The sequence below is a fragment of the Hyphomicrobium sp. B1 genome (assembly GCF_049532635.1).
Lineage (GTDB): Bacteria > Pseudomonadota > Alphaproteobacteria > Rhizobiales > Hyphomicrobiaceae > Hyphomicrobium_B.
In genome coordinates, this window is sequence record NZ_CP134871.1 from 4080357 (window position 1) to 4106302 (window position 25946).

Consider the following 25946-nt stretch of genomic DNA (forward strand, 5'->3'; position numbering starts at 1 on the left):
GAGTCCTACTCTTTCTCCATGGTGCATTGAAGAGGATGGCCATGCTGCCGCGAGAAGTCCATGACCTGCGTCACCTTGGTTTCAGCAACCTCGTACGTATACACGCCGCAAATACCGACACCTTTATGGTGGACATGAAGCATGATGCGGGTGGCATCTTCCTGTCCCTTGTTGAAGAAACGCTGCAGCACGAGAACGACGAACTCCATCGGAGTGAAGTCGTCGTTCAGCAGAAGAACTTTATATAGGTTCGGCTTCTTCGTTTTGGGACGGGTCTTCGTGACAATACCCGTCTTGGAGTCACCATCGCCGTCATCACGGCGCGGACCATCGGGCGGCTCATTCGCTGCCATGCGGGCAGCGTGCACCAGGGAGTGGATGTCCACCTTCTTCATCGCGTGCCTCGGGCAAACCCCGAATCCATCGGATCTCCTAAAGCTATCCCGCAACCTTCAACCGTTGGAGGCAGAAAAGTTACGCTTTCACTGCAAACGCATGCCCGCAGGGACAACTGTCTCTCTCGCCAAATGTTCAAGCTAAACACCCGTGTTCATCAAGCCTGTAATATAGGCACGCTGACGAGCAAAAAATAGAACGAGCCATGCGGCGCTTCAGACAGGCTCGAAGCATGGGACAATGTCGTTTCAACAGATGCTCGCCACCCTCATGCCCCCCCTCTTGGCCCTTCCGCAGATGCCGCGGCGGCCAACAGTCCGGTCTCGCCCCGCGCGTCGTCATGCGGGCCATAATCAAGACCTTAGCGCCCAATAATGGGACATCCAAAGGGGTAAATTTTACCTTGCTCCTTAACGCTAACGAAGTCCTTCAGCTCCTACAGTGACGCTGGCACCTGGAAAGCGCCGAAAGCCTCTTTGACGCCAAAAAGGTGCCCAAAAACAATGCTCTTCTTGCCGATATCGGCGGGTGGGGCGCCAGTGGGAGCCGGTCGGCAATCCCACGAACAGGGTGTCAGTCATTGCCGCTTTTCGAGGGCGGCCAGAGGGATAGAGCGTCGTGTTGCGACGAGTATTTGCGTACGCATCAGCTTTTCTCATCGTTTTCGCCGTTGGCCTGACGAGCGCGGAAGCTCGGGGCAACCGCCACGCTGCGTTCATCCTGGACGCCAACACCGGCGCTGTTCTCCACAATGAAGACGGCGACGCGCCGCGTCATCCCGCGTCTCTCACCAAGATGATGACGCTGTATCTGACATTTGAGACGCTCCAGACCGGGCGTCTGCGTATGTCCGACAGGATTACGATCTCCGAGCATGCTGCCGATCAGGCGCCCTCGAAGCTCGACCTCAAACCGGGCGATCAGATCACAGTCGAAAACGCCATCAAGGCGATCGTCACCAAGTCCGCCAACGACATCGCCGTGGCGCTTGCAGAAAAAATCGGCGGCTCCGAAACCAATTTTGCGCGCCTAATGAATGCCCGCGCCCGCACATTCGGCATGTCAGGTACCCACTACGAGAACGCCTCGGGCCTCCCGAACGACGAGCAGATTACCACGGCACGCGACATGGCGACCCTGGCGCTGCGCCTGCAGGACGATTTTCCGCAGTACTACCCGTTCTTTTCCACCCGGGTATTTTCGTATGGCGGCAAGTCCTACCGCAACCACAACACCATGCTGAACACCTTCGCAGGTATCGACGGCATCAAAACCGGATACACGCGCGCTTCCGGCTTCAACCTCGTGACGTCCCTTCATCGCGGCGAGAAACATTTGGTCGGCGTTGTCTTCGGCGGCCGCACCGCGGCGACGCGCAATGCCGAGATGCGCGCGCTGCTGACGCGGATGCTGTCGCGCGCCTCCCGCAACAAAACCCGCAAGCCGCTGCTGCTCGCCCGTCTAAGAAGCGAGCCGAAGATCGCGCAACGCCCCATAAAGCGCGCGCCGGCCCGCGCGGAAGCTCCACAACCGGCTGTCCAGGCCGACGCCGATGAAACGCCGGTCCGTATATTCAAAGTCCGTGCAGTGCCGATCTCGACGAAGGCCCGCGCGCCCTCGTCCGACGACACGACCGACATGGAGGACACAAGCCCCGACGAAGCCCCGGCCCGAGCCGTTCCGCCGATCCAGGCAACGCCCGGCTTCACGCGCGTCGGCAACGCTTCCCCGGCGACGGGAGCCCAAGTCGCGCCAATTCGCCCATTCGCTCCGGCGAACCTTGCCAGCTCCAGCACCTCGTCGATAACCGCACCGCCTCGCCCTCTGCAGCGCGTCGCGGCCTATGAACCGCCGCCGCCAGCGCTTGCCCCAAGGCCGCAGCGGCGTCAGCAGCCGCAAGAGACCGAACTGCACGACCCGCCGGTTATCCGTGGCATGCCGCCGTCTACGCTCGGCGCCCAAGCCCGCGCGTTAGGTGACGCGTCAGGCGATCGGTTTGAACCGCGCCGGGACACGGCTCGGACGGCAAATGGCGGTCGCTATGCCGTTCAGATCGGCGCCTATAGCTCCATCGACGACGCCCAGCGCGCCTTGAGCAACGTCCAGGATCGTGCCGGACGCCTTCTCGCCGGCGTTTCCTCCGTCACCAACCCGGCGATGAAGAACGGCCACCAGATCTTCCGGGCCCGCTTCACCGGCTTCAACGCCAATCGTGCCGCCTCGACGTGCAACGCACTACGTCGCCAGTCGGTCGATTGCTTCGTCATGGCGGGCGAGTAACGCCTTGCACTGGAAAGCGGCGCGGACGTAGCATCGCAACCCAGCTTGCAATGTAAGGCCCGCCCGTGACCGCCAACAGCGAAATTCCCAAGCTCGTCGTCTTCCAAGGCGTCCTTCCGCCCGGCGACGTTTATCACCCAGCAGCCGATCGCATCGTCTCCGGGAACCCGGTGCAGTGCGCACAAAACCTGTTTCAAAGCCCCGATGGCCATTTCAGCTCGGGCATTTGGAGCGGCGATCCAGGAGCATGGCGCGTCGTCTTCACCGAAACCGAGTTCTGCTACATCTTGGAGGGCCTCATCGTCGTCCGCGGCGATGATGCTTCCGAGGCGACCTTCCGCGCTGGAGACGCCTTCCTGACGCCCGCAGGCTTCACCGGAACCTGGGAAGTCATCGAACCTGCCAAGAAGTTCTACGCGGTTTATGAGTGACGAAGCCTCCTAACTCTTCCCACTCAGCAGTGTGTAATTGCCGCCGGTCGCGGTGATATCGGTCGAACACGTCCGCTCGGTCGCAAAGCGCGCAAGATAGTTCGGTCCGCCAGCTTTCGGTCCGGTGCCGGAAAGCCCCTCGCCGCCGAACGGCTGGACGCCGACGACCGCCCCGATCTGATTGCGGTTGACGTAGAGATTACCGACGTGGGCGTTCTCCGCCACGTAATCGGCGACGCTCTCGATGCGGCTGTGCAGCCCAAGCGTCAGGCCGTACCCAGTCGCATTGAGCGCAGCAACGACCTTGTCGATATGCCCGCGCTCATAGCGGACCATGTGAAGGATCGGCCCGAACACTTCATGATCGAGCCTGTCGAGCCGGTCGATCTCGTAAAGCGCCGGTGTCACATAAGTCCCGGCGCGGCAGGCTTCCGGCATCGCAAGGTCAATGATCTCGCGCCCCTCACGCTGCATCAAAACCTTGTGGCTTTCGAGATTGTCCTGCGCCGCTTCGTCGATCACCGGGCCGATATCGGTCGCGTAATCCAGCGGGTCGCCGACATCAAGCGCTTCGATGGCGCCAGCGAGCAGCGCACGGATACGCGGCGCATTATCGTCTTGAACGAAGAGAATGCGAGCCGCCGAGCAGCGCTGACCGGCGCTATCGTAGGCCGACCGCACAGCATCGCGCACCACCTGCTCAGGCAACGCCGATGAATCCGCGATCATCGCGTTGATTCCGCCCGTCTCGGCGATGAATGGCACGATGGCCGAGCGCCGATCCGCCAGCGCCCGCTGAATGGCCCAGGCTGTTTCGTTCGATCCCGTGAATGCAATTCCTTGCAGGCGCGCATCTTTCACCATCGCTTCGCCGAGCTTGCCGCCACCCGTCACGAGTTGCAGCGCCTCGCGCGGGACGCCCGCTTCGTGCAGCAGCCTAACGGCCAAAAAGCCTGAGATCGGCGATTGCTCGGCAGGCTTTGCAATGACGGCATTCCCCGCCGCCAGTGCTGCCGCCACTTGGCCGGTGAAAATTGCAATCGGAAAGTTCCACGGCGAAATGCAGCCGAACACACCGCGCCCGCGCAGCGTCAGCGTGTTTTCCTCGCCCGTCGGGCCCCGTAGCACGACCGGATCGGAAAAAAGCCGCCGCGCTTCGACGGCGTAATAGCGCAGGTAATCGACAGCTTCCCGCACCTCGGCCTGCGCCGCTTCGATGGTCTTCCCGGCCTCGCGGATCAGCGCCGCCATCAGCGCTGCACGATCTCGCTCGAACAGGTCCGCAGCAACTTCGATAATGCGCGCACGCTCGGCAGCGTCGGTTTTTTCCCATAACGGCGCTGCGTTTTTCGCCGACGCAACCGCGTCTTCGAGGTGCTGCGGCGTTGCAAGCCGCACCGTTCCGATCCGATCGCGATGGTCGTGCGGTGACGCGACAACGCCTGCTGCCTCGCCCCCCGCCGTCACAACGCCGTTGATGATCGGCCCCGCCGCGAATGGCGTTTTCAGGACTTTCGCAATCTCGGTTTGCAGCGCCTCGCGCACACCGGTCTCGGTCAGTGCCAACCCAGCGCTGTTCTTGCGTTCGGGCAGAAAAATATCGCGCGGGCGCGCAATCAGCTTCGGCCGCTCGCCCGAGCTGAATTCCCGATCCGCGATCTCGACCGGATCGGCGATGATCTCGGAAATCGGCGTTTCTTCATCGCCCAACCGATTAACAAACGATGTGTTGGCTCCGTTTTCGAGCAGTCTCCGCACGAGATAGCCGAGTAGATCCTCATGCCCGCCGACCGGCGCGTAGACGCGGCAGGCGCGATTGAACTTACCTTCGCCGACAACCTGCTCGTAAAGCGCTTCGCCCATGCCATGCAGGCGCTGATATTCGAATTCGACGGCTCCTCCCGCCACGGCCGCTGCCGCAATCGTATGCGCGTTATGCGTCGCAATCTGCGGATAGAATGCGACGGGATCGGAAATCAGCAGCCGCATCGCGGCCAGATAGGAAACATCCGTGTGCAGCTTGCGCGAGAATACCGGGTAATCTTCCAGAGCACGCTCTTGCGCCCATTTGATCTCGCTGTCCCAGTACGCGCCTTTGACAAGCCGCACCGGAATGCGCTTGCCCGTCTGCTCACTCAGCCGCCGGAGCCAGCGAAGCATCGGAATCGCGCGCTTCCCATAGGCTTGCACGGCTATCCCAAGCCCATTCCAGCCTTCGAGCTGTGAACTGACGAATGTGTCGCCGAAAAGCTGCGCCGTGAGATCGAGTCTGTCCTGTTCTTCGGCATCGACCGTCAGCCCGAGACCCTTCGCGCGCGCCGCGCGCGCCAGCGTCAACAGTCGGGGGCCGAGTTCCGCACGCAGTCGTTTTTCTTTCCCCGGCTCGAACCGCGGATGCAGCGCTGAGAGCTTCACCGAGATCGAAGGGCGCCCAAAGATCGCGTCGGCATGCTGCGTCGTGAATGGCCGGGCGTCGGCCCCGACAGCATCAATCGCCGCCATGTAGCGCTGGAAATAACGCTCGGCATCCTGTTCCGACCGCGCCGTCTCGCCCAGCATGTCGTAGGAAAACCGGTAGCCCTTCTCCTCATAAAAGCGCGCTCGCGCCAACGCGCTCTCGATCGTCGAGCCCAGCACGAATTGCTCGCCGAGCAGCTTCACGGCGTGGCGGATGGCCAGCCGGATCGTTCCTTCACCCGAACGCGCGACGAGCCGCTTCATCGCCTGAAACGGATTGGCGCCTTTCGCTTCCTTGAGCCGCATGATGCGGCCGGTCAGCATCAGGCCCCAGGTCGAGGCGTTGACGAACAGATTATCGGAATGGCCGCGATGCTTCTCCCAGGCGCCGCCGGAAATCTTGTCGGCAATGAAGGCGTTGGCCGTTTCGGCATCCGGGATGCGCAGCAGCGCCTCAGCGAGGCACATCAGGATGACGCCCTCATCGGTCGCCAGCCCATACTCGTGCATGAAAGCATCAATGCCCGCATGGCTTGCTTTGTCGGCGCGCGCGGTATGAACGAGGCGCCGCGCGATGTCGGCCGTGCGCCGGCGTTCGTCTTCAGTGAAAAACGCCCGCTCGATCAAAGCCCCGACGAGACGCGGCTCGTCCATAAGATACTGGGCGGCGAATTCGTCCCGTGGTGGGAGAGCCCGCTGTGTCACGCTGTCCTCACGCCGCAATGTCGCGACCATGTCCTACCCGCTGATATAGGGCGGCCGATACGATTCGCCCGTTAAGGAATACTAGCAGATCGTTAAACCGCCGCCTCCCCCGGCTGTCGGCCGCCCACCGTGTCCCCTTGACGGTTCGCCTCTATTCCCGGCACCTCTGGCCGAAATTTAAGCTCGGGGGGCTTCGCCTGTGTCCGATAAAATCAAGATCGTCCGCACCGTCCACGACCTCAGAAAGGCGGTCGCCAAATGGCGCGGCCGCGACCAGACGGTTGGCCTTGTACCGACGATGGGCGCTCTCCACGCCGGGCATATTTCCCTGGTGAAACTGGCGAAAAAGAAAGCCGACAAGGCCGTCGTCTCGATTTTCGTCAACCCCACGCAGTTCGCCGCCAACGAAGACCTGTCGCGTTACCCGCGCGATGAAGCGGGCGACCTCGCCAAGCTCGCTGCTGCCGACGCCGACCTCGTCTGGTCACCTGGTGTTGAAGAGATGTACCCAGACGGTTTTTCCACAGGCGTCCGCGCCGGGAGCGCTGCCAAGGACCTGGAGGGCGCATTTCGTCCCGGTCATTTCGATGGCGTCGCAACCGTGTGCGCCAAGCTTTTCAATCAGGTGACGCCCGACATCGCAGTTTTCGGCGAAAAGGATTTTCAGCAGCTTGCCGTGCTGCGCCAGATGGTCCGCGACCTGAACATGCCGCTGAAATTGATCGGCTCACCGACGAAACGCGACGCCGACGGACTGGCGCTTTCTTCGCGCAATGCCTATCTCTCGGAAGCCGAACGCAAGATCGCGCCGGCTCTTTACGCAGCAATTTCCGCACTTGCCAAAGATGTCGCCAACGGTGCCGACATTCCGGCGGGCGTGGCTGATGCCAAACGCAAAGTCACCGCGGCAGGCTTCACGAAAATCGACTATATCGAGGTCCGGGATGCCGAAACACTCGAACCGGCATCAACCGCAAGTGGGCGGCCGATGCGCGTTCTCGCCGCCTGCTGGCTGGGCCAAACCCGGCTGATCGATAACGTCGCAGCCTGATCCAGCCCGCGAGTTGCCGGACCGACACAGAACCGAAACGCCATGGTAGCCCCGGCCCGGCTCGGGCTATAAGAAGCTCTCTGAGATTCGCTTCAGCGGCCCAGCTGTCAGGCGTCCCCGCCGCTTCTTTCCGAATGCGTGGTTATGCCATGGCACGATTGGGGGCCGCTAATGAGCCGATCGCAAACTGACCTTTTTCCGGAATTCGAAAGCGAAATGACTGAGAAATCGTCGCGTGCCCGCAAGCCTGTCGAAAGCGCCTACAGCGAAGAGCACATCGAGGTCCTCGAAGGCCTCGAACCCGTGCGCCGTCGCCCCGGCATGTACATCGGCGGCACCGACGAAAAGGCCATGCATCACCTTTTCGCCGAGGTCATCGACAACTCCATGGACGAGGCCGTTGCGGGCCACGCCACCTGGATCGAGGTCGAGCTTTCGGCAGACGGCTTTCTGACGGTCACCGACAATGGCCGCGGTATTCCGATCGGCCCGCATCCCAAGTACAAGAATAAGAGCGCGCTCGAAGTTGTGATGACCGTTCTGCACGCGGGCGGCAAATTCGATTCCAAGGCCTATAACACCTCAGGCGGTCTGCACGGCGTCGGCGTGTCGGTCGTCAACGCGCTGTCCGAAACGCTCGAGGTTCAGGTCGCACGCGACCAGCAGCTTTATCGCATGGTGTTCTCGCGCGGCGAGCCGCAGACCAAGCTCGAAAAGCTCGGGTCCATCATGAACCGGCGCGGCACGAAAACGCGCTTCAAGCCAGACGAGAAAATCTTCGGCAAAGGCGCTGCGTTCAAGCCTGCGCGCCTGATGAAAATGGCCCGCTCGAAGGCCTACCTGTTTGGCGGCGTCGAAATCCGCTGGAAGTGTGCACCGGAGCTCATCAAAGACGACACGCCCGCCGAAGCGACTTTCCACTTCCCCGGCGGCTTGAGCGACTATCTCACGTCATCGATCGACGGCCGCACCCGCGTCACCAAGGAAATCTTTTCAGGTCGCGTCGAGAAGGACGAAGGCCACGGTTCAGTTGAATGGGCCGTCGCCTGGATCTCCGACGAAGACGGTTTCTCATCGTCCTACTGCAACACGATCCCGACGCCAGAAGGCGGCACGCACGAAAACGGCCTGCGCCAAGCGCTCTATAAGGCGCTCCGCGCCTATGGCGAACTCGTCGGCGTAAAGAAAGCCCAGCAGATCACGTCCGAAGACGTGATGGGAACGGCCGCTTCGATGCTGTCCGTCTTCATTCGAGAGCCGGAATTCCAGGGCCAGACCAAAGACAAGCTCGCGACCGTCGAGGCGACGAAGATCGTCGAAACCGCTGTGCGCGACGCCTTCGATCATTGGCTGGCAGACTCTCCGCAGCAGGCAACGAAACTGCTCGAATGGACGATCGACCAGTCCGAAGAACGCCTGAAGCGTCGCCGCGAAAAAGAGGTCGGCCGCCAATCGGCAACGCGCAAGCTGCGCCTTCCCGGCAAACTTGCCGACTGTTCGATCCAGCAGGCCGCCGGCACCGAAATCTTCATCGTCGAGGGCGACTCGGCCGGCGGCAGCGCCAAGAGCGCCCGCGACCGCGAAACCCAGGCAGTGCTGCCTTTGCGCGGCAAGATCCTGAACGTCGCCAACGCCTCGTCGGCGAAGCTGTCGCAGAACCAGCTTCTAGCCGATTTGATCCAGGCGCTCGGCGTGGGCACCGGCACCAAGTATCGCGACGACGACCTGCGCTACGAGCGCGTAATCGTCATGACCGACGCCGACGTCGACGGCGCGCACATTGCCTCGCTGCTGATCACGTTCTTCTATCAGGAAATGCCGGAACTGGTCGAAAACGGCCACCTCTTCCTGGCGGTGCCGCCGCTCTACAAGATCTCCGACAAGAGCGACGTTGCCTACGCCCGCAACGAGGCGCACCGCGACGAGCTGCTCGCGACGCATTTCAAGAACAAGAAACCGAAGGTCACACGCTTCAAAGGCCTCGGCGAGATGGACTTCAAAGACCTCAAAGAGACGACGATGGACAAGAAGCGCCGCACGCTTCTCCGCGTCGCCATCGATGAAGCCGCGCGCGACGGCCTGTCAGAAGTGGTCAACGCTCTGATGGGTTCGAAGCCTGAAGCGCGCTTCCGTTTCATTCAGGAGAACGCTGCCTTCGCGAAGGACCTAGATATTTAAGGCCTTCGCTCGGCTCAACCTGAAAGCATTCCATTTGCCATCCTCGGGACAAACTCCGAGGATGACAAAATTCACCGATTACTCCCCGCGCGACGAGGCTTCGTTCTCGCGCTGGATGGCCGCCGCATTGCTGACCTTGGCGTATTCGAGCGTATCCGTATCGACGTAAACTTCGCCATCCGGCTTCGGCGCATACTTCTCGCCCAGAACCTCAATCACTGTCGGATTGCGCTCCGGGGTCTCACCATGAGGCGAGTTGAAGTACCCTTCGACGACGATGCCCTCCGCGCGATACTTCGGATCATCCAGCAACAGCTCGTGCAGGTCCTTGAGCTTGTAATGCGGAACCGACGCGTAGATGTGGTGCGGCAAGTGATAGTCCATGCCGAACGGAAACACCGCATAGCGAATGAACGGATTGACCAGGAACACGCGCGTGTTCGTATAGCGCCCGCGATCGGCATTTCCGTGCTGCACCCACTGCCGCATAATCATGAACAACGGGAAAGCGGTGAATAGCGGCAAGATCCACAGCAGGCCGTAATAGCTCCAAGCCGGTCCCCAGCCTGCCACTTCGACTGCTGTCAAAGCCGTGTAGACGATCGCCATGTAAATGATGCGGCTGATGTTGGTCGCCCGATGCGAAATCACCGTCTCGACGTGCGCGTGCGGCAGCTTGTTTTCATCGAGAAAATAGAAATACGCGACGACAGCCGCCGTCATCACGCCGAGCGCCGCAAAGGCCCATGGACCGTGGCCCATCTTGATGAGTGTGATAGCCGCAATCGGCGCCGTAACGGCATAGATGACACCGGCCAGCGTCGGCAGCCGTTCGCCCTTTCGCTCCCGGTCCATGTACGGATTATTGTCCGTCCCGAGCGCGCTGTAACGCGCACGCACGATCATGTAGCGGAAGAGGTTCGGCAGCCAGAGCTGCTTCGCCAGCTCTTTCAGCATGTCGACGTGCGTGATCGGAAAATCAAGATCGTGGCCGCTCTCATTCAACTGCGCCCAATCGGGATCGCGCAGCGGATCGTTGATGAACTGATGATGCGCTAAGTGGTGCAACCGATACTGGAACGTCGATGTGTAAATCGGAAAGCCGCCCAGCCAATCGGACACGGCTTCATTCATGAATTTGTTTTCGAAGAGCGTGAAGTGCGTGCCCTCGTGAATGACGCCGCCGAATTGATGCTGCGAGGCGCCGACCGTCGCAATGCACAGCAGCGTCATCGGGATGTTCCACCACCAGCCAAGACCGGCAGCCGCGACGGCGCTATAGCTCCAGATCGTCAAGCCAATCGCGGTGGCAATCACCAGGTAGACAAACCCGATGTGTGCGAAATTCGTATAATTATCCCGCTTCTTCAATTCGCGTATGACATCGCCACGACGAATGCCGCGTGGCCGGGCTTCTGCGGTTACCGCCGGGGTTTCGCGTGCGGCCACACCGCCAACCGCAGAACCAGCATCGATTGTCATTGCTCGACATCCTTGCGAGGTCGCGAGACGGTTCTCGCGTTCAAAATGGCACACGCGAAACGCCACGCAACAGAGCGCTCTTAACACCGCCCCTATACCCAGACCGTGACAGGCGCCGCCTCGCCGATATCTACGGCACTAAATATCCGCTAAAAAGGCAATTTCGTTGATACGACAAATAAGCTCCTCGGAGCTTGTGGAGGTTCGTTAAGATTTTTTCAACAGGCACGGCAAAAAAGCGCTCGCCGCAATGCCGACCATGTTGCACGGATGCCCCTGTTTCGAATGCTGATTCGCATTCATCATGCCAACGTACGGCGGCAGAATCTGAGCGACCTCAGAATACGGCGCCGGGGGGGAAATATTATGAATATAAGAGCCTTGGCTGCCGAGACATTCGGCACATTTATGCTGATGTCGTCCATTCTTGGATCGGCGTTCTATTCGTTTGGAGCACCGTCCGGCGCGGCGGGCATACTTGGCGTCGCGTTTTGTATCGGCATTACCGTCATGGTGACGGCCTTCGCGATCGGCCACGTCTCCGGTGGGCACTATAATCCCGCTGTCACTCTAGGCTTGGTAGCCGGCGGCCGCTTCGAGTTCGGTCCCGCCATTCTCTACATCATCGCCCAGCTTGTCGGCGCTTGTGCCGCCTGCGGAATCTTCTCCCTCGTCGGCCATACGAGCCCCACGTTCGCCGCCAACGGCTACGGTGACCTCTCGATGCTGAAAGCGACCCTGGGTGAGGTTTTCATCCTGGAAACGGTCCTGACTGCATTTTTCCTTGTCGTCATCATGGGCGTCACGCGGGCGAACCACCCCTCAATGATGGCGCCCATCGCTATCGGCCTCGCCCTGACTGCAATCCACATCATGTCGATCCCGATTTCCAACACCTCGGTTAACCCGGCCCGCAGCTTCGGCCCGGCGATCTATGCCGGTGGCGAGCCGCTGTCGCAGGTCTGGGTGTTTTTCGTCGCGCCGATCCTCGGCGGCATCATCGGCGGCCTGTTCGGCCGTTGGCTGCTTGAAGACTAAACTTGGAGTTTAGGTTTTCTAGGGCCGCTTTTGGCGGCCCTAGAGCTGCCTGTGACACAAGCCCGCGGCTTACGGGCTCAAAACTAGTGGGTTTTCCTTGCGATTTGCCGAGATGTATGCGAGCACGCGATCGTGCCGGAGCGCAGGGGATCGATTTGCGCATTTTTTAATGCTTTTTTGATCCGCACTCCTATTTCGGCTTAGGTCCTTTCGGCACCCGTCCCCCCTGCGCTCTCTTCAAAGACCGTCTGACGCCCTCGCGCCGGACAGCCAGATCCTGTGCAGATGGAGATACCTGCTTTTGGAAACCAAGACGTTCGCTGACCTAGGGCTCTCGCCCAAGGTTCAAGCCGCCATCGCGGCTGCGGGTTACGTCGCGCCAACCCCGATTCAAGCCGCTGCTATTCCCGTCGCAGTTACCGGCCGAGACGTTCTCGGCATTGCTCAGACGGGCACCGGCAAGACCGCCTCCTTCACCCTACCGATGATCACACGCCTCGAAACGGGCCGCGCACGCGCGCGAATGCCCCGCTCATTGATCCTCGCGCCGACACGAGAGCTCGCCGCCCAGGTCGCGCAGAGCTTCGAGAAATACGGCGTCAATCACAAGCTGTCGCTCGCACTGCTGATCGGCGGCGTCTCGATGGACGACCAGGTGAAGAAGCTCGACCGCGGCGTTGACGTTCTCATCGCCACACCCGGCCGGTTGCTCGACCATTTCGGCCGCGGCCGCGTCATGCTGATGGGCGTCGAAATTCTCGTCATCGACGAAGCCGATCGCATGCTCGACATGGGCTTCATTCCCGACATCGAGAAGATCTGCAAGCTGCTGCCGCCGCGCCGCCAGACGCTCTTCTTCTCGGCGACCATGCCGCCCGAGATCACGCGCCTCGTAAATCAGTTCCTGAACAATCCCGAACGCATCGAAGTCGCCAAGCCGGCAACAACGGCAAAGACGATCACGCAGCGGTTCGTCTATTGCCAGAACGGCGAAGACTGGGCCAAACGCGAAGTCCTGCGCGATATGATCCGCGACGGTAACGTCAAGAACGCGATCATCTTCTGCAACCGCAAGCGCGATGTCGCGGTGCTCCATAAATCGCTGACCAAGCACGGCTTCAACGCTGGCGCACTTCATGGCGACATGGACCAGACGAGCCGCATGGAGACGCTCGACAAGTTCCGCAACGGCGAGATCATGCTGCTGGCAGCGTCCGACGTTGCGGCGCGCGGTCTCGATATTCCGGAGGTCTCGCACGTCTTCAACTTCGATCTGCCATGGGCAGCCGATGACTACGTGCATCGCATCGGCCGCACCGGCCGTGCCGGACACGAAGGACATTCCATTTCCCTCGTCAGTCCGGATGATTTGAAATTTGTGAAAGACATCGAAAAGATCACGGGTGAAACGGCCGTCTGGCTTGGCGAACCTCCATCGGAGGAAGACATCGCCGGTGCCGGAAAGCGCCGCCGCGGTCGCGGTGGACGCGGCCAAGCCTCAGGCGGCCGCGAGAAATCGGCCAAGCCGCACCGTGGTTCTGAGCACGGCCGCCGCGAGCAGAAGCCAGCGGCGGACAAGCAGCCGAGAAGCCATGCACCGTCGCGCGACAGCGAAGCCCCGCGTGCTCATGGGCGCGGAGAGCAACCGCCGTCGCCAAGCCGTCAGCATGCGCAGCCGCGCCGCGAACATCCTCAGCGCTCAGCTCATCGCAACGAGCAGCCGACGGTCGATGCCTGGACAGATGAGCCGAAAGCGCCGCGTCGCGCCGAGCGTGCGCCCGAGAAGCGGCAAGCGGCGCAAGAGCAGCCGCGGAGCAAGGCTCCGCCTCCGCAGAAGGGTGGCGAGCGCCTCGGCTTCGCTGAAAACATGCCGGCGTTCATGCGCAAGCCCGCCCGCCCAATAAAGGTCCCGGGCCGCGGCTGATTGATCTTACCTCTCCCTTTGAGAGGCCACAGAGCGAGGGGACCAGCCACTGGCTTGCTTCCTCGCCAGTCATCCTCGGCCTCGTCCCGAGGATCTACCGGCCAGAATCCTCAGCAGAAAAACAATCCTCGGCTTTGTGCCGAGGATGACGTTCAACGGGATGATCGGGCGGCCGATTTTGTCTTTCGCGCTGCTTTGGGCTTTGCGGTTGTCGGCTTCCGCTGTTTGCTAGCAGCGAACTCACGCGCGGCATCAACGGATGCACGCGCCCAATCCCTCAATCCATCGACGTCGTCGAGCAGGCGCTCCGGCAGCCGCCAATAAGACGTAAGCTGCGTCCTTCCGCTTTTGGTCTGGTAGGAGAACGGCTGCGAGCGCTCCGCCTCGAACCGCGCTCGCATTCCTTCAGAGGTCTTCAAATAGATCGTGCCGCCAGTGATGATGGCGAAGAACGTGCCGTCGAAATAAACACCGACGCCCCCGAACATGCGCCCACCGCGTACGAAACCTTCGCGTTCCAGAGCATCTTTCAGGATTTGAAGCAGATCATCATTCGGGGAGGACATGCCAGGGTCCCAAACACGTGCCCGCGGCTTGTGTCAGCCGACCGGTGCGAACCCTTCTGGCGTAGCTGGTTCGAGGTTGACGCTCTCGCCGCAACCACAAGCGCTCTTCTGGTTCGGATTGTTGAAGACGAACTGCGACGACAGCTTGTCGGTCTTGTAGTCCATCTCCGTGCCGATCAGATACATGATCGCTGCCGGATCGATGAGCACGACCGCGCCTTTGTCTTCGATGACCTCGTCGAACTTCCCGATCTCTTCAGCCCAGGTCATGGTGTATTCCATGCCCGCGCAGCCGCCCTTCTTGATCCCGATCTTCAACGCCTTGACGCCCGGCTTCTGCGCGAGCAGAGCAGAAACGCGCGCCGCGGCGGTGTCGGTCAAGGTCATGACTTTTGGCATCATTCTAAGCGAGGGCACGCTGGCCTCCGTAGGTCGTTGCTTCACTGCAAGTATATGGGTATTCGCCGTCCAAAACGATACCCACGTCAGAACATTCCAACCGCAAGCCGCGCTTCGTCCGACATCCGGCTTTGATCCCAGGGCGGATCGAACACGATATTGACCCTCGTTCCAGCGACGCCCGGCACGGCATTCACGGCGTTTTCAACCCAGATCGGCATTTCGCCTGCGACCGGACAGCCCGGCGCCGTCAACGTCATGTTGACCACGACGTTGCGGTCGTCGTCGACCTCGACCTTGTAGATCAAGCCCAGCTCGTAAATGTCAGCCGGAATTTCCGGATCGTAAACCGTCTTGAGCGCGGCGACGATGTCGTTCGTCAGCCGCTCGATCTCTTCCGGCGGCAGTGCCGATGCATTGCCGCCACCCTTGGGGGCCCCATCCGCCGATACGACACCAGCTACCGGATCCGGCGCAACGCCACCGTCCGGCGGCGACGTCGGCGGCGCATCGAGCGCCTCGACCGCCGTCTTCAACGCCTCGCGGTCTTCGATTTGCTTCCCATCCATTCGGAAGCTCCTTTACGCGAAAAGATCATGCGCCTTGGTGAGCGCGGTAACCAGCGCATCAGCCTCGGCTTTTGTGTTGTACAACGCGAAGGACGCGCGGCAAGTTGCAGTCACTCCCAGGCGCTCCATCAAGGGCTGCGCGCAGTGATGCCCCGCCCGGATTGCCACACCCGAACGGTCGATGATGGTCGACACGTCGTGCGGGTGCAGCCCATCCATCGTGAACGAGAAGATCGCGCCTTTGCCCGGCGCCGTGCCGTAAAGTTTGAGCCACGGCAGCTCCGCCAGCCGCTCAGCAGCGTAAGCGCCAAGCTCGGCTTCGTAGCGCGCGATTTTCTCGCGCCCGATCTGCATCATGTAATTCAGCGCTGCCGCCAGCCCAATCGCTTCGACGATCATCGGCGTGCCGGCCTCGAACCGGTGCGGCGGTTCGTTATAGGTGACGTTATCGAGCGTTACACTTTCGATCATATCGCCGCCACCTTCGTACGGCGGCATGGACTGCAACAACTGGCGCTTTCCATACAGGACGCCGATCCCCGACGGGCCATAGGTCTTGTGCCCCGTGAAGACGTAGAAATCCGCATCGAGATCGCGCACGTCGACACCCATGTGCACAGCCGCCTGGCTGCCGTCGATCAGCACCGGCACGCCCTTGGCGTGCGCGATACGAATGATCTCCTTCACCGGATTGATCGTGCCGAGCACGTTCGACATATGCGTCACGGCAACAAGCTTCGTGCGCGGCGTAATAAGCGCCTCGAGCTTGTCGATTATCAGCTCGCCGCGATCCGTCATCGGCGCCCATTTCAGCACAGCACCGTTGCGCGCGCGCAGGAAGTGCCACGGCACGATGTTGGCGTGATGCTCCATGATCGTGATGACGATCTCGTCGCCCTGCCCGATTCTGGGCTCACCGAATGACCGCGACACGAGATTGATCGCGCTCGTCGCATTGCGCGTAAAGATAATCTCGTCCGCATGCTCGGCGTTGAGAAACCGGCGCACCGTCTCACGCGCGGCTTCGTATTTGTCGGTCGCCGTATTCGAGAGGAAATGCAGCCCGCGGTGCACGTTGGCATATTCGTAGCGATAGGCATGATCCATCGCCTCGATGACGGACAGCGGCTTCTGCGCCGACGCTCCATTGTCGAGATAGACGAGAGGCTTGTCGTTCACTTCCCGAAACAGGATCGGAAAATCCGCCCGAATGCGCTCGACATCGTAAGGCGCGCCGGTGAGCCCCGCCTGCGACGCGGCGCTTCGGGAAGCGGCAATGCTGGTTTCATGTCCCATATGTTATCCGCCCAGACTTTCGGCCCTAAACTATCGGCCCGCCGAGCGCCCGAGCCACTGCGTAGCGTAAGCCGCTAGCGCGCCTCGAAGCTGCTCGTTTTCAACCTTCTCGATAGCTTCACCAATAAAGGATTCGATCATCAGCGCCCGCGCCTCTTTCTCCGGAATGCCGCGCGAACGGCAATAAAAGAGAAGATCGGGATCGAGTTCCGCCGCCGTCGTGCCGTGGCCGCAGACGACGTCGTCGGCGTAAATCTCGAGCTCAGGCTTCGAATCGAATTCGGCATCTTCCGACAGCATCAGCGCTTGCGACATCTGCTTACCGTCAGTCTTCTGCGCATCAGGGCGAACAATGATCTTGCCTTGGAACACGCCACGGCCGTGATCTTCCAGCACGCCTTTGAATAGTTCGCGGCTCTCGCAGCGCGGCACCGCATGATCGACGACAAGCGTCGTATCGATATGCTCCGCCCGCCGCGCGAGATAGGCGCCGGAAAGATCGATCTTGCCGCCCTCACCTTCGAAAATGACGTTGAGGCCGTTGCGCGCCAGGCCGAGCCCAGCCGAAAACTGGAAGCTGCGATAGGTTGCATCGGCGTCGAGCGTCACATCGCAATTCGACAGATGCAGAGCCTTGCCTTCGTCGACCGCGACCTTTGCATGATGCAGCGTCGCGCCTTTGCCAAGGACAACATCCGTCAGCGCATTGAGCTGCACGTCCTGCGCCGCGCCCGGCAGAACGACGTGCGCTTCGATCACGCTCGCCGACGCACCGGCTTCAACCGTCACGAAATTGCGCACGGCAACTGAGGAAGCCTCGGCACCTGCTCGAACGAAAACGATCATCAGTGGCTTTGCGACTGACGCGCCTTCCGTCACGCGCACGACGGCGCCGTCGGTCATGAAGGCCGTATTGAGCGTTTCAATCGCATCGCCGCCCTCCGGAGTGGAAACGAGAGCCGCACTCACGTCTTCCGTCGCCGTTGCCAACAACTCGCCAAGCGCCGCAACCTCGATGCCCGCCGCGTCGGCAAAATCGCTAAGCCCTGCTCGATGGTGACCATTCACGAAAACGATCCGATGCGCATCGACGTGGGCCAACGGCCCGAGCGCCACGATCAATTCCGCGATCGTCAACGGCGTTACGTCGTCGGGCGCAGCGGGAAAGATGTCTTTCACGTTGGCGCGAAGATCGGTGTATTTCCATTCCTCGATGCGCCGATGAGGCAGGCCAAGGCCACTGAAAGCCCCGATCGCTTGCGCGCGCCGCTCACGCACGACATCGGTTCCCGGCAGCTTTCCGGCCGCAGCCTCGAAGCTTTCCGAAATGGCCTGTTCGGCCTTCGTCTTCATCACTGCAACGTTCATATTAAGCCGCCTTGTGCGTGTATTCCGCGTAGCCGGACTTCTCGAGTTCGAGCGCCAGCTCTTTACCGCCCGTCTTCTGGATGCGGCCATCGGCAAGGACGTGCACCTTATCCGGCACGATATAGTTCAACAGCCGCTGATAGTGCGTAATGACGACGAACGCGCGGTCCTTGTCGCGCAGCGCGTTGACGCCCTCAGAGACGATGCGCAGCGCATCGATATCGAGACCGGAATCGGTTTCATCGAGCACGCACAGCGTCGGCTCCAACAGCGCCATCTGCAGGATTTCCGAGCGCTTCTTCTCGCCGCCTGAGAAGCCCACGTTGACAGGGCGCTTCAACATATCGACGTCGATGTTGAGCTTCTGGCCCTTCTCTTTGACGAGTTTTAAAAACGCCGGCGTCGTCAGTTCGGCCTCGCCGCGCTTCTTGCGTACCGCGTTGAGAGCCGTCCGCAGGAACGTCAATCCCGCGACGCCCGGAATTTCCATCGGATACTGGAACGCCAGGAACACGCCCTTCGCAGCGCGCTCGTCCGGCTCCATGTCGATGATCGACTCCCCATTCCACAGAATGTCGCCGTCAGTGACCTCGTAGCCGTCGCGCCCCGCAAGCACATATGCGAGCGTCGACTTGCCGGAGCCGTTCGGCCCCATGATGGCGTGCACTTCGCCCTTCGGTACGGTCAGCGAAAGCCCCTTGAGGATCTCACGATCCTCATCCGCGAGCTTCACGTGCAGATTTTTGATTTCAAGCATCTTTCACCACTCAAATTTCGAATATTTCATGCAATTTATTGCGCGTTTGATCGACGACCGAACGCAATTTATTCATGGCCGTGGGGCTGTTTCTAGCCGCTAAAATAGTTTCGCTGGCGACCTTGACCTCGGGTTCGAATTGGCTTTCCGGCGACGGCAAGACAAACGCTACGAGCACCGAATGAGTCGAATTGGAAATCACGAGACCGTTTCCGTTCCGAACTGCCGATATTCCCAGCGTTTTCCAGCCGGCGACTGTTTGCGTGATTTGGTCGTAGAACCAATCAGCAGGTTCCCCTTGAAAGCACTCTTTCACCCAACGCTTCCTTCCAGCGAAATGCCGATCAACTTCTGGCTCTCAGCCATAAACTCCATCGGCAATTGCTGCAGCACGTCGCGCACAAAACCGTTGACGACGAGCGCTATGGCCTCTTCCGACGAAAGTCCGCGCTGCCGGCAATAGAACAGCATGTCGTCCGAAATCTTCGACGTCGTCGCTTCGTGCTCGAAGTGCGCGCTAGAATTCTTCGCTTCGATGTACGGGACCGTATGCGCCCCGCACTTGTCGCCGATCAGCAGAGAGTCGCAGTTCGTGAAGTTCCGAACGTTCGTCGCTTTGCGATGCGCCGACACCAGCCCGCGATAGGTATTCTGCGAATAGCCCGCCGCAATGCCCTTCGAGATGATCCGACTCGACGAGTTCTTACCGAGATGGATCATCTTCGTGCCGCTGTCGACCTGCTGATAGCCGTTCGACACCGCAATCGAATAAAATTCGCCGCGTGAATAGTCGCCGCGCAGAATGCAGCTCGGATATTTCCACGTGATCGCGGAACCCGTCTCAACCTGCGTCCACGAAATCTTCGAGTGATGCCCGCGGCAATCGCCGCGCTTCGTCACGAAATTGTAGACGCCGCCCTTGCCCTGCGCGTCGCCCGGATACCAGTTCTGGACCGTCGAATACTTTATCTCGGCTTCATCGAGCGCGACCAGTTCGACGACCGCTGCGTGCAGCTGATGCTCATCACGCATCGGCGCCGTGCAGCCTTCCAGATAAGAGACGTAAGCGCCCTTGTCGGCGATGATCAGCGTGCGCTCGAACTGACCCGTCTGCTTCGCATTGATGCGGAAGTACGTCGAAAGCTCCATCGGGCAGCGAACGCCCGGCGGCACGTAGACGAACGAGCCATCGGAGAACACCGCCGAGTTGAGCGCTGCATAGAAATTGTCCGACTGCGGCACGACCGAGCCCAGATACTTCTTCACCAACTCGGGATGCTCGCGCACCGCTTCCGAGATCGAGCAGAAGATCACGCCAGCTTTCTTCAGTTCATCCTTGAACGTCGTGACGACCGACACGCTGTCGAACACGGCGTCGACCGCAACGCGCGAACCCTGCACGCCAGCCAGCACTTCCTGCTCTTTCAGCGGAATGCCGAGCTTCTTGTAAGTCTCCAGCAATTCCGGATCGACCTCGGCAAGGCTCTTCGGGCCCTCTGTCGATTTCGGCGCGGAATAATAATAGAGGTCCTGAAAGTCGATCTTCGGATAATGGACCTTCGCCCACGTCGGCTCCGTCATCGCCTTCCATCGCGTGAACGCTTCGAGCCTCCAGTTCAACAGCCACTCCGGCTCGCCCTTCTTGGCTGAGATGAAGCGAACCGTCGATTCATCGAGCCCTTTCGGCGCCGTGATGCTATCGATCAGCGTCTCGAAACCATACTTGTACTGGTCGACATCGATCTTGCGAACTTGATCGATCGTCTCCTGAACAGCAGCCATTTCTTCGTCTCTCTATTTACGCACCGCCTCGCGACGGCACTTGAAATCTGATCTTTACGCAGCGAGCGCCGGTGTGCCCGCGATTGCCTTCCAGGCGGCTAGAAACGCCGCAATATCATCTTCAGTCGTCGTCGGGCCGAGGCTGACGCGGATCGTGCCTGCCGCGATGTCCGGCCCCAATCCCATCGCCTCCAGAACATGGCTCGCGCCGACTTTGCCCGATGAGCACGCCGACCCCGCACTTACCGCAATGCCTGCAAGATCGAGCCGAATAACGAGCGTTTCCGCGAGCTTTCCGGGAAGCGCCACCGCTGTCGTATTGGCGAGACGCAGTGCACCTTCACCGACGATGACCACATTCGGGCTAACCCGCTTCAGTTCGGCTTCGAGCTTGTCTCGCAACGCGCCGACCGCATCGATCGAAGCCAGACTGCGAAGCGCAACTTCGGCAGCTGCGCCAAAGCCTGCAATCGCCGCAACGTTCTCGGTCCCAGCGCGACGGCGACGTTCCTGCCCGCCGCCCCTGATAAGAGGCACAAGGTCCACATGGTCACGATTGACGAGTGCGCCAACCCCTTTCGGGCCACCAAATTTGTGTGCGGAAATCGCCAGCGTATCGACATCGAGCGCGGCGAAATTAATCGGCATCCGGCCCGCAGCCTGTACCGCGTCGACGTGCATTTTGATACCGTGTGCCCGGGCGAGTTCGGCAATCTCGGCGACCGGCTGGACGACGCCGGTTTCGTTGTTGGCCATCTGAACGGCAATGACGGCCGGGCCGGCGAAACTGCGCGACGCGAGCAGCGCAGCGATGTCCTCGACTTTGAGCCTGCCATCCGTGCCGATCGGCAGCATCACAAGCTCGGCGTTTGAAGCCCGCGCAGGCGCAAGCACCGAATCGTGCTCGATGCCGCTCGTCAAAATCGTCGCCCAGGGCTGTGACAGCGCCCAGGTGTTGGCTTCGCTCGCACCGCTCGTAAACACGATCTCGGACGACTTCGCGCCGACCAAACGCGCTACGCTCTCGCGCGCCGCTTCGATGACAGCGCGTGCACGACGGCCTTCCGCGTGCACCGACGACGGATTGCCGGCAACATCGAGCGCCTCGATCATAGCGGCCTTAGCCTCCGGCAGAAGCGGCGCCGTCGCGTTGTAGTCGAGATAGGTTCGCGGACCGTCCGCGCGTGCAAACGCCAATCCGCGGCTGGCAACCGGACGCGCTGACATTCGGCCGCCTGCTACGACGTCAGCAAGTTTGACCGAACTCAAAAACTTCCCCGTCGCGTCGCTCAGCGCACTCCACAGCCCATGCGTCACGCACGGCGTCGCAACCGAGCAGCGCGGATCGTTATGCGAGCAGCGGGTGAAACGCGTGTCTTCCTCGACCGCGTCCATCACATCGGCGACGGAAATCTCATTTGCAGGCTTGGCGAGGCGATAGCCGCCAGAGCGCCCGCGGGCGCTCTCAACTAGCCCAGCGCGGCGCAACGGCACAAAAAGCTGTTCAAGATAGGAAAGAGGCAGGCTCTGGCGCTCAGCCACGACCGACAGCGGTGTCGCACCTTCATCGGCATGCCCGGCAAGGTCAGCCATGGCCATGACCGCATAACGGCCTTTGGTCGTTAATTCCACGTATCAATCCCCGGACTATCGTCGCCCCAAGCGGCGGCGGAATCCTTCACCACGCATCCTTAGCTTGCATCCGGCACCCCGGACTGTGCTAAGAGACCCGCCCTATCGGAAGGGCCCTGCGTTTTTGAACGCCAGCCCCTACATTTCGAACGGTTCTAAGGTTATGGAAATCCTGAGCGCTGGAGTCAAGGATTGAGAATTCGAGCCACAAGGATTTGAACGCCAAAACGCCGCAGGTCATCCTGGCGGCGGCATCCAGCCTCCGAATGCAGCCCAATTTCACACGAGCGAGACCGAGTAACGAATGCCCGAACTCATAATAAATGGCCCAGGCGGACGCCTTGAGGCCCGCTACCACCACGAGAGCAACGCGGATAGCCCGATCGCGCTCATCCTGCACCCCCACCCACAGTTCGGGGGCACGATGAACAACCAGGTGGTCTACAATCTCTACCACACGTTCGCAGCGCGGGGCTTTTCCGTGCTTCGCTTCAACTTCCGCGGCGTTGGCCGCAGCCAGGGCGTTTGGGACGGCGGCCCCGGCGAACTCGCCGACGCAGCCTCCGCGCTCGACTGGCTGCAGCTCGTCAAGCCCGACGCCAAGACCTGCTGGATCGCCGGCGTGTCGTTCGGCACCTGGATCGCGATGCAGCTCCTGATGCGCCGCCCGGAAGTCGACGGCTTCATCTGCGTCGCGCCGCCGTCGAACCTGTATGACTTCTCGTTCCTCGCGCCGTGCCCCTCGTCGGGCCTCATTATCAACGGCGATATGGACCGCGTCGTCCCGACCGCTTCGGTCGCCGAAATGGCAGCGAAGGTGAAAGTGCAGAAGGGCATCAAGATCACGCACGAGGTCGTGCCCGGCGCCAACCACTTCTTTGAGAACAAGACGGAAGAACTCGGCAACATCGTCGGCAGCTATCTCGACGAGCGCATGGTTCAGTTCGAACTCGATCGCGAGCGCAACAAGGAACGCGAGCGTGAGCGTGAGCGCGAACGTCAGCGCCAGCGCGAACTTGAACGGCTCGAATCCCAGAGCGCACCCGCTGCCGGCGCAAGCGGCGACGAAGAAAGCGACGACGAATAACGCCGTCTTATGTAGCCTAGTGAATGACGTGAGCGGTGGGATCAGCCCTGAGCCCGCCGCTCATTGGTTCTGGAACGCCCGTCGTGCCCGGAAACGTGATCGGCAGTCCGAGCGTCGAACGAACAGCCAGATAGGCCCACGCCTCCGCTTCGAGGCTATCGCCGTCAAGGCCGATTGCTTCCGCCGGAACGACGGCATGATGCACCTGCTCCGCCAGCATCCCCATAATGGTCTTGTTGCGCCGGCCACCGCCTGCAACGACCCACAACTCCGGTTCGCTCGGCATGTGCTCCCGCGCCTTCGCAATCGAGCGCGCAGTGAAAGCTGTCAACGTCGCTGCTCCGTCTTCGATGCTCAAGTGCTGGACGGCATCGAGCGCAAAGGCATTGCGATCAAGCGACTTCGGCGGCGTCTCGGCGAAATACCCGTCGCTCAGCAAGGAAATGATCGCATCTTCGTCGACCTGCCCCTGCCCCGCAGTAACGCCGCCGGAATCGAGATAGGCGCCAGTCTTGCGCAACATCCAATCATTGATCAACGCATTGCCGGGTCCAGTATCGAAAGCCAGCAGAGAGCCGTCGCGCCCGATCCACGTCAGGTTCGCGACGCCCCCGATATTGACGATCGCGACTGGCCGCTGCGGCAGCTTTGCCGTCAACGCCCGGTGATAGGCCGGAACGAGCGGCGCACCCTCTCCGCCCGCATCGACATCGGCCGCACGCAAATCATAGACGACCGGACAGCGCGTAAAGTTCGCCAGCAGATCGCCAAGCCCGAGTTGCACCGTCAGGCCAATCTCCGGCCTGTGCAGCACCGTCTGGCCATGAAAGCCGATCACGTCGACCGACGTGCGTTCGATGCCAGCCTCCTTGAAAAACTGCGCGACCGCAATGCCGTGGGCTTCGGTCAGCGCCCGTTCCGCATCCGCCAAAGAATACGGTCGCGCATCGCGGACATGCAGATCCCGCGCATCCGCTATGGCGTTGACCAGCACGCGGCGCATGTCATCGTCATAGGGAAACGTCATCGCCGGACCGCGGATTACGTGATCTTCCCCGTCCGTATCGATCAACGCCACATCGATGCCGTCGAGCGATGTTCCGCTCATCAGCCCCACCGCTCTCATCAACTTGCTCATCGCGACCTTCCCGTGCATGGTGCCGCCCCGCGGCGCAGGCCGCAAATCATCAAGTGGCGCAGCCGCAAATAGAAAGCGGCCGCGCCGCATACTAAAAAGCGGCACAGCTCAAAACATAGCCCGCGACGACTGAAGTGAAAGCCTGAATTGCAATGACGATACCGAATTCCGAATTTCTTAAGACTATGACCGAGCGCGGATTTTTCCACCAGTGCTCCGATATCGAGGGCCTGGACAAGCTCTCGGCCGATGGCCGTATTGTTGCTTACGTCGGATACGATTGCACGGCGCCGTCTCTCCATGTCGGCTCGCTGATCTCGATCATGATGCTGACCTGGTTGCAAAAGCTCGGCGGCAAGCCCATCGCCCTGATGGGTGGCGGCACGACCCGCGTCGGCGATCCATCCGGCAAGGACGAAACGCGCCAGATGCGCACCATCGATGAGATCGAAACCAACAAGAACGGCATCAAGCAGGTTTTCGAGAAGTTCCTGAAGTTCGGGGATCAGGGCTCCGACGCCATGATGGTCGACAACGCCGAATGGCTCGCGCCACTCAACTACATCGACTTCCTGCGCGATGTCGGCCGACACTTCTCGGTCAACCGCATGCTGACGATGGACTCGGCGAAACTCCGCCTCGAACGCGAACAGGAGCTGTCGTTCATCGAGTTCAACTACATGCTGCTTCAGGCCTATGACTTCGTCGAGCTGAACCGTCGCTATGGCTGCAATCTGCAAATGGGCGGTTCGGATCAGTGGGGCAACATCGTCACCGGCATCGACCTTGGCCGCCGCATGGGCGTGAAGGATCAACTTTATGCGCTGACCTGCCCGCTGCTGACGACGGCGTCGGGCGCCAAAATGGGCAAGACCGCTGCGGGCGCCATCTGGCTCAACGAGGCGCAGCTTTCCGCTTACGACTACTGGCAGTTCTGGCGCAACACCGAGGACGCCGACGTTGCCCGCTTCCTGAAGCTCTTCACGTTCCTGCCGCTCGATGAAATTGCCAGGCTCGAAAAACTGTCGGGCTCCGAGATCAACGAAGCAAAGAAGGTGCTGGCGACCGAAGCCACCGCGCTGTTGCACGGTCGCGACAAAGCCGAAGCTGCCGCTGAGACCGCGCGCAAGACCTTTGAGCAGGGCACGCTCGCGTCCGATCTGCCGACCATCGAAATCCCGCGAAGCGAACTCGATGCCGGCATCGGCATTCTGGTGGCGTTCGTGAAAGCCGGGCTCGTTTCGTCGAACAGCGAAGCGCGCCGGCAGATTCACGGCGGCGGCCTGAAGGTCAACGATGTAGCCGTCACAAGCGACAAAGCCAGCCTCACCCCAGCCGATGCGAGTGCATCAGGCTTTATCAAGCTGTCGCTCGGCAAGAAGAAACACATTTTGCTGCGACCGGTCTAAA

Annotated in this window: 21 protein-coding genes; 8 read left to right on the forward strand and 13 right to left on the reverse strand. The window is 60.8% G+C overall.

All coding sequences use genetic code 11. From position 1 onward, the window contains the following. Positions 1-5 precede the first annotated feature (5 nt). A complete protein-coding gene (gene clpS, locus RLW55_RS19490; protein WP_029670871.1) occupies positions 6-353 on the reverse strand; it encodes an ATP-dependent Clp protease adapter ClpS in 348 nt (115 codons plus the stop codon). Positions 354-1014: 661 nt separating this feature from the next. Between clpS and RLW55_RS19495 the strand changes: the two genes are divergently transcribed. Then, positions 1015-2676 (forward strand): serine hydrolase, encoded by a 1662-nt coding sequence (locus tag RLW55_RS19495; protein WP_423415121.1) that lies wholly within the window; start codon positions 1015-1017, stop codon positions 2674-2676. A 65-nt stretch (positions 2677-2741) separates the two neighbouring features. After that, positions 2742-3107, forward strand: coding sequence for a cupin domain-containing protein (locus RLW55_RS19500; RefSeq protein WP_423415122.1), 366 nt, complete (start codon positions 2742-2744; stop codon positions 3105-3107). 9 nt (positions 3108-3116) lie between these two features. On the opposite strand, the gene putA is transcribed toward RLW55_RS19500, so the two are convergent. After that, on the reverse strand, positions 3117-6299 hold the full coding sequence (gene putA, locus RLW55_RS19505; RefSeq protein WP_423415123.1) for a bifunctional proline dehydrogenase/L-glutamate gamma-semialdehyde dehydrogenase PutA: 3183 nt from the start codon (positions 6297-6299) through the stop codon (positions 3117-3119). A gap of 169 nt (positions 6300-6468) precedes the next feature. Here putA and panC point away from each other — a divergent pair, with 169 nt between their 5' ends. Together panC and parE are read left to right on the forward strand one after the other, a co-directional pair. Next, positions 6469-7320, forward strand: a complete 852-nt coding sequence (gene panC / locus RLW55_RS19510) for a pantoate--beta-alanine ligase (RefSeq protein WP_423415124.1) — start codon at positions 6469-6471, stop codon at positions 7318-7320. A gap of 171 nt (positions 7321-7491) precedes the next feature. Then, positions 7492-9498 carry a DNA topoisomerase IV subunit B gene (parE, locus tag RLW55_RS19515; protein ID WP_013946743.1) on the forward strand — a complete coding sequence of 669 codons (2007 nt, stop codon included), beginning with the start codon at positions 7492-7494 and terminating at the stop codon, positions 9496-9498. Positions 9499-9576: 78 nt separating this feature from the next. On the opposite strand, the gene RLW55_RS19520 is transcribed toward parE, so the two are convergent. Then, on the reverse strand, positions 9577-10980 hold the full coding sequence (locus RLW55_RS19520; protein ID WP_423415125.1) for a fatty acid desaturase family protein: 1404 nt from the start codon (positions 10978-10980) through the stop codon (positions 9577-9579). 366 nt (positions 10981-11346) lie between these two features. Between RLW55_RS19520 and RLW55_RS19525 the strand changes: the two genes are divergently transcribed. After that, complete coding sequence (locus RLW55_RS19525; RefSeq protein ID WP_013946741.1) at positions 11347-12018, forward strand: aquaporin; 672 nt, start codon at positions 11347-11349, stop codon at positions 12016-12018. 301 nt (positions 12019-12319) lie between these two features. Beyond that, complete coding sequence (locus tag RLW55_RS19530; protein WP_423415126.1) at positions 12320-13942, forward strand: DEAD/DEAH box helicase; 1623 nt, start codon at positions 12320-12322, stop codon at positions 13940-13942. Between the two features lie 152 nt (positions 13943-14094). On the opposite strand, the gene RLW55_RS19535 is transcribed toward RLW55_RS19530, so the two are convergent. From RLW55_RS19535 to RLW55_RS19575, 9 genes are all read right to left on the reverse strand, one after another. Further along, complete coding sequence (locus RLW55_RS19535; RefSeq protein WP_423415127.1) at positions 14095-14508, reverse strand: TfoX/Sxy family protein; 414 nt, start codon at positions 14506-14508, stop codon at positions 14095-14097. Between the two features lie 33 nt (positions 14509-14541). Next, entirely contained in the window at positions 14542-14895 is a 354-nt protein-coding gene (locus RLW55_RS19540; RefSeq protein ID WP_041300732.1) for a HesB/IscA family protein, read from the reverse strand. A gap of 98 nt (positions 14896-14993) precedes the next feature. Beyond that, positions 14994-15476 carry an SUF system Fe-S cluster assembly protein gene (locus RLW55_RS19545; protein ID WP_409562601.1) on the reverse strand — a complete coding sequence of 161 codons (483 nt, stop codon included), beginning with the start codon at positions 15474-15476 and terminating at the stop codon, positions 14994-14996. Between the two features lie 12 nt (positions 15477-15488). Further along, on the reverse strand, positions 15489-16772 hold the full coding sequence (locus tag RLW55_RS19550) for a cysteine desulfurase (RefSeq protein WP_423415128.1): 1284 nt from the start codon (positions 16770-16772) through the stop codon (positions 15489-15491). 30 nt (positions 16773-16802) lie between these two features. Continuing rightward, entirely contained in the window at positions 16803-18140 is a 1338-nt protein-coding gene (sufD, locus tag RLW55_RS19555; RefSeq protein ID WP_423415129.1) for a Fe-S cluster assembly protein SufD, read from the reverse strand. A gap of 1 nt (position 18141) precedes the next feature. Then, positions 18142-18897 (reverse strand): Fe-S cluster assembly ATPase SufC, encoded by a 756-nt coding sequence (gene sufC / locus RLW55_RS19560; protein ID WP_423415130.1) that lies wholly within the window; start codon positions 18895-18897, stop codon positions 18142-18144. 10 nt (positions 18898-18907) lie between these two features. Beyond that, positions 18908-19213: a hypothetical protein gene (locus tag RLW55_RS19565; protein WP_423415131.1), complete on the reverse strand. Its 306-nt coding sequence runs from the start codon at positions 19211-19213 to the stop codon at positions 18908-18910. Beyond that, a complete protein-coding gene (gene sufB / locus RLW55_RS19570; protein ID WP_423415132.1) occupies positions 19210-20679 on the reverse strand; it encodes a Fe-S cluster assembly protein SufB in 1470 nt (489 codons plus the stop codon). Before sufB ends, RLW55_RS19565 begins: the two co-directional genes overlap by 4 nt. 54 nt (positions 20680-20733) lie before the next feature. Further along, positions 20734-22311 carry an aminotransferase class V-fold PLP-dependent enzyme gene (locus RLW55_RS19575; protein ID WP_423415133.1) on the reverse strand — a complete coding sequence of 526 codons (1578 nt, stop codon included), beginning with the start codon at positions 22309-22311 and terminating at the stop codon, positions 20734-20736. Positions 22312-22615: 304 nt separating this feature from the next. On the opposite strand from RLW55_RS19575, the gene RLW55_RS19580 reads away from it, so the two are divergent. Continuing rightward, positions 22616-23398, forward strand: coding sequence for an alpha/beta hydrolase (locus RLW55_RS19580; protein ID WP_423415134.1), 783 nt, complete (start codon positions 22616-22618; stop codon positions 23396-23398). A gap of 16 nt (positions 23399-23414) precedes the next feature. On the opposite strand, the gene RLW55_RS19585 is transcribed toward RLW55_RS19580, so the two are convergent. Beyond that, positions 23415-24554, reverse strand: a complete 1140-nt coding sequence (locus tag RLW55_RS19585; protein WP_423415135.1) for an anhydro-N-acetylmuramic acid kinase — start codon at positions 24552-24554, stop codon at positions 23415-23417. 134 nt (positions 24555-24688) lie between these two features. Here RLW55_RS19585 and tyrS point away from each other — a divergent pair, with 134 nt between their 5' ends. Further along, on the forward strand, positions 24689-25945 hold the full coding sequence (gene tyrS, locus RLW55_RS19590; protein ID WP_423415136.1) for a tyrosine--tRNA ligase: 1257 nt from the start codon (positions 24689-24691) through the stop codon (positions 25943-25945). Position 25946 lies beyond the last annotated feature (1 nt).

Coding starts and splice junctions, on each gene's coding strand:
- clpS (WP_029670871.1), bottom strand. CDS start 353: ATGGCAGCGAATGAGCCGCCCGATGGTCCGCGCCGTGATGACGGCGAT.
- putA (WP_423415123.1), bottom strand. CDS start 6,299: ATGGTCGCGACATTGCGGCGTGAGGACAGCGTGACACAGCGGGCTCTC.
- parE (WP_013946743.1), top strand. CDS start 7,492: ATGAGCCGATCGCAAACTGACCTTTTTCCGGAATTCGAAAGCGAAATG.
- RLW55_RS19520 (WP_423415125.1), bottom strand. CDS start 10,980: ATGACAATCGATGCTGGTTCTGCGGTTGGCGGTGTGGCCGCACGCGAA.
- RLW55_RS19525 (WP_013946741.1), top strand. CDS start 11,347: ATGAATATAAGAGCCTTGGCTGCCGAGACATTCGGCACATTTATGCTG.
- RLW55_RS19535 (WP_423415127.1), bottom strand. CDS start 14,508: ATGTCCTCCCCGAATGATGATCTGCTTCAAATCCTGAAAGATGCTCTG.
- RLW55_RS19540 (WP_041300732.1), bottom strand. CDS start 14,895: ATGACCTTGACCGACACCGCCGCGGCGCGCGTTTCTGCTCTGCTCGCG.
- RLW55_RS19545 (WP_409562601.1), bottom strand. CDS start 15,476: ATGGATGGGAAGCAAATCGAAGACCGCGAGGCGTTGAAGACGGCGGTC.
- RLW55_RS19550 (WP_423415128.1), bottom strand. CDS start 16,772: ATGGGACATGAAACCAGCATTGCCGCTTCCCGAAGCGCCGCGTCGCAG.
- sufD (WP_423415129.1), bottom strand. CDS start 18,140: ATGAACGTTGCAGTGATGAAGACGAAGGCCGAACAGGCCATTTCGGAA.
- sufC (WP_423415130.1), bottom strand. CDS start 18,897: ATGCTTGAAATCAAAAATCTGCACGTGAAGCTCGCGGATGAGGATCGT.
- sufB (WP_423415132.1), bottom strand. CDS start 20,679: ATGGCTGCTGTTCAGGAGACGATCGATCAAGTTCGCAAGATCGATGTC.
- RLW55_RS19580 (WP_423415134.1), top strand. CDS start 22,616: ATGCCCGAACTCATAATAAATGGCCCAGGCGGACGCCTTGAGGCCCGC.
- RLW55_RS19585 (WP_423415135.1), bottom strand. CDS start 24,554: ATGCACGGGAAGGTCGCGATGAGCAAGTTGATGAGAGCGGTGGGGCTG.
- tyrS (WP_423415136.1), top strand. CDS start 24,689: ATGACGATACCGAATTCCGAATTTCTTAAGACTATGACCGAGCGCGGA.